Origin of the sequence: Pseudomonas sp. NDM, from assembly GCF_003105095.1 — a bacterium.
Classification (GTDB): domain Bacteria; phylum Pseudomonadota; class Gammaproteobacteria; order Pseudomonadales; family Pseudomonadaceae; genus Aquipseudomonas; species Aquipseudomonas moraviensis_A.
Genome location: NZ_QETJ01000280.1, coordinates 1 through 3033, shown reverse-complemented (window position 1 = coordinate 3033; position 3033 = coordinate 1). Strand labels below are relative to the sequence as shown.

Genomic DNA, 3033 nt, shown 5'->3' with positions numbered 1-3033 from the left:
GCGAGCTTTTTCTTCTGGTGCGCTGTCGATCTTGTCGAATTCAACGACGGCCGAACCGAAAACTTCGGAGCAGACGCGAGTCAGAGCAGCAGTCAGAGTAGTTTTACCGTGGTCAACGTGACCAATGGTCCCAACGTTGACGTGGGGCAGGGAACGATCAAATTTTTCCTTAGCCATCGATATCACCCTCTACAGAAGAAATTAGACAAACAATATCAACCATTAAAACAAAGGCAGATATTTTCATATCTGCCTTGTTATATGGAGCTCTTGAGCGGATTTGAACCGCTGACCTCACCCTTACCAAGGGTGTGCTCTACCAACTGAGCTACAAGAGCAAAACCCTTTGCACAACCTGCAAACTTGGAGCGGGTAGCGGGAATCGAACCCGCATCATCAGCTTGGAAGGCTGAGGTTCTACCACTAAACTATACCCGCGGAGCCTGCAGCTCACGCTTAAATCTGGTGGAGGGAGAAGGATTCGAACCTTCGAAGTCGTAGACGTCAGATTTACAGTCTGATCCCTTTGGCCGCTCGGGAACCCCTCCTAATCAGGCCGGCATTCTATATCATGCCAAACCCCTGTCAAGCATTTTCTCATTTAAAAACCTGAGGTTAGCTGCGTTGACACACTTCACACTGAATGCCGATTAAGGTGTTCGCTGTGGAGCGGGCGCCATTCTATGCAAACTATTGAACAGGTGCAACCCCTTCGCACAGCATTATTTTATGTTTTAACTCATTGAATTCCTTGGAAAGGTTTTGCAACTGTTGATCGCCCAACAATCGCTGGCCATCTGGTGGAATTGCCAGCCAGTAACCGCTTCCGGCAGCATCTTTCGGCACGGATTGCATATTGACTCTCATCGCCACCAGGCGCTGCTGCAACTGGGCAACTGAATCCTCATCAGAAAATCCGCCAAGGAACAGACACTGTTGACGCGCAGCACCTTCCGCCCTGCGCCCTTCGCCGGCTGTTTCGCTCAGCAGACGAATATCTTGCTGCGAACCGCGATACAAATTCAGAGGCGTCACGTCCTTGGCTCGCAAGGGCGCTTCCTGCTGATGCCAGACGTAGTAAAAACCATTGAGAACAACAAGCAGCAGAAACAACCAACGCATATAAACCTCAGGACAAGGGACACGCCATGGCCAAGCCGACAAAAACCAGGTCGGGCACCACCTTGGCCTCAGGCACGACGCCATCCACCAACTCAGCATCTCCTCCCGTAACGAAGACCATGAAGTTTTCGCCCCAATATGCTCGAGCCAGCTCTAATTGAGTGAGCACGAAGCCCCTCAGCATCAGAGAACAACCGCGCTCTACCGCCTCTACGGTGGTCCGTCCCGGCACATGACTGGAAAGGGCCCGCTCAGCCGCCTGATCACCATAACGAATTTTGCGCGTATGGGTGCGCAGCTGGTTTCGCATCAATGGCATACCAGGGCAGATGAACCCACCGAGATGCTCACCATCAGCGGCAACAAAATCGGCAGTGACGGCCGTACCAAAGTCTAGAACCAGACAAGCATTCCCGGCAGCCAAGTGAAAGCCGCCAAGCATCGCCAGCCAGCGATCAAGGCCTAGACGCTCATAATCCTCATAGCCGTTTCGAACACCGGACATCTCGCGAGCGGGTTTCGCACTCACGATAGGAATACCGAACTCGCGCTCAATAAGCTCGATTAACGCGCCGGTTTCCTCATCAGTCCTCACGCTGACCAAACGACAGTTGCGCAATGAGAGCGACTTTATGATCCGCAGGCTCTCAATTAAAGCTTGATTGGAATCTACAACCCCTTCCGAGACCACTCCGCTCGCCCCGGCATCCAGGACGCGCCATTTTATAAAGCTGTTGCCGCAGTCAAGCTCAAGAATCATCACGCAACCTCAGGCTGAGCTCTCCACCACTGAAGACTTTTTCAACACCGTCTACGTTCAAGCGCAACCCGCCCTGGCTATCAATGCCGAGTACAACCCCATCGACCTGACTGTTACCAGCAATCAACGAAACGGTGCGCCCCTGCCAAAGATGGTTTTCCGCCCATTCTGCATGCAGACCAGCGAAGCCATTGGCTTGGTGCTTATCAATGTAAGCGCTCAGTTGATTACTTAACTGAATCACTAAAGCATTGCGATCACAGGCCCGGCCAGACTCAAGCCTTATGGAGGTCCATTGCTGGTCGACCTCGTCAGCAACCTGCATATTCACATTGATTCCTATACCCAGCACCACATGACAGACATCCGCCGGATCTCCGACGAGCTCAAGTAGAATCCCGGCGATCTTCTTATTGCCCACCAAAACATCATTGGGCCACTTCAAACCGGCATTCGGTACACCCGTATTTCGCAAGGTCTGCATAACGGCCAAGCCAACAACAAGGCTCAACCCTTCAAGCTGACGCATGCCCCCATCGATACGGAGGACGAGGCTGTAGTAAAGGTTTTCTGCAAATGGGCTCACCCACTTACGACCACGACGACCACGCCCTGCCAATTGTCGCTCCGCCAGCACCAGAAATGGCGCAGGAGCGCCTTCACCAACGGAGCGCAGAGCTTCGGCATTTGTCGAATCGACAGAATCAAACACAGTCACAGGCCACTGAGGCGCCCTTCTGGTTATTTCTAGAGGATCAAGCAGCGTTAAAGGCGCCGACAATTGATATCCGCGACCGCGGACTTTATGGACCAACAGGCCCAGCTCAGCTTCAAGCTGCTGCAACTGCTTCCATACAGCACTTCGGCTAATTCCCAGGGCGGTCCCCAAGTCCTGTCCGGAATGGAATCGCCCATCCTTCAGAAGATCCAACAACGTCAACATGCAGGTTTCGCCTCACAATGAGGCCCGAATGATAGCCATGCCCCGTGCCGTTGCATAGAAATCAAGCAGACACATTTCCCGCAGGCAAAACAAAACCCCAACTGCTTTCGCAATTGGGGTTTCGGAATTTAATCTTGACGATGACCTACTCTCACATGGGGAAACCCCACACTACCATCGGCGATGCATCGTTTCACTGCTGAGTTCG

At 52.7% G+C, this 3033-nt stretch carries 4 protein-coding genes and 3 tRNA genes; all 7 read right to left on the bottom strand.

The features are described 5' to 3' along the window. Positions 1-177, bottom strand: a 177-nt coding sequence (locus DCO47_RS26380) for a GTP-binding protein (RefSeq protein WP_236223339.1), incomplete at its 3' end; no start/stop codon positions are given. 85 nt (positions 178-262) lie between these two features. Then, a tRNA-Thr gene (locus DCO47_RS26375) sits at positions 263-338 on the bottom strand. A gap of 26 nt (positions 339-364) precedes the next feature. Beyond that, positions 365-438 (bottom strand) — tRNA-Gly (locus DCO47_RS26370). Between the two features lie 25 nt (positions 439-463). After that, positions 464-548: transfer RNA gene (locus DCO47_RS26365), tRNA-Tyr, on the bottom strand. Between the two features lie 142 nt (positions 549-690). Further along, positions 691-1122, bottom strand: a complete 432-nt coding sequence (locus tag DCO47_RS26360) for a hypothetical protein (protein WP_042610657.1) — start codon at positions 1120-1122, stop codon at positions 691-693. A gap of 7 nt (positions 1123-1129) precedes the next feature. Continuing rightward, complete coding sequence (locus tag DCO47_RS26355; RefSeq protein ID WP_042610658.1) at positions 1130-1882, bottom strand: pantothenate kinase; 753 nt, start codon at positions 1880-1882, stop codon at positions 1130-1132. Further along, positions 1872-2825 (bottom strand): bifunctional biotin--[acetyl-CoA-carboxylase] ligase/biotin operon repressor BirA, encoded by a 954-nt coding sequence (gene birA, locus DCO47_RS26350; RefSeq protein WP_116659255.1) that lies wholly within the window; start codon positions 2823-2825, stop codon positions 1872-1874. Before birA ends, DCO47_RS26355 begins: the two co-directional genes overlap by 11 nt. Positions 2826-3033: the final 208 nt, after the last annotated feature.

Coding starts and splice junctions, on each gene's coding strand:
- birA (WP_116659255.1), bottom strand. CDS start 2,825: ATGTTGACGTTGTTGGATCTTCTGAAGGATGGGCGATTCCATTCCGGA.
- DCO47_RS26360 (WP_042610657.1), bottom strand. CDS start 1,122: ATGCGTTGGTTGTTTCTGCTGCTTGTTGTTCTCAATGGTTTTTACTAC.
- DCO47_RS26355 (WP_042610658.1), bottom strand. CDS start 1,882: ATGATTCTTGAGCTTGACTGCGGCAACAGCTTTATAAAATGGCGCGTC.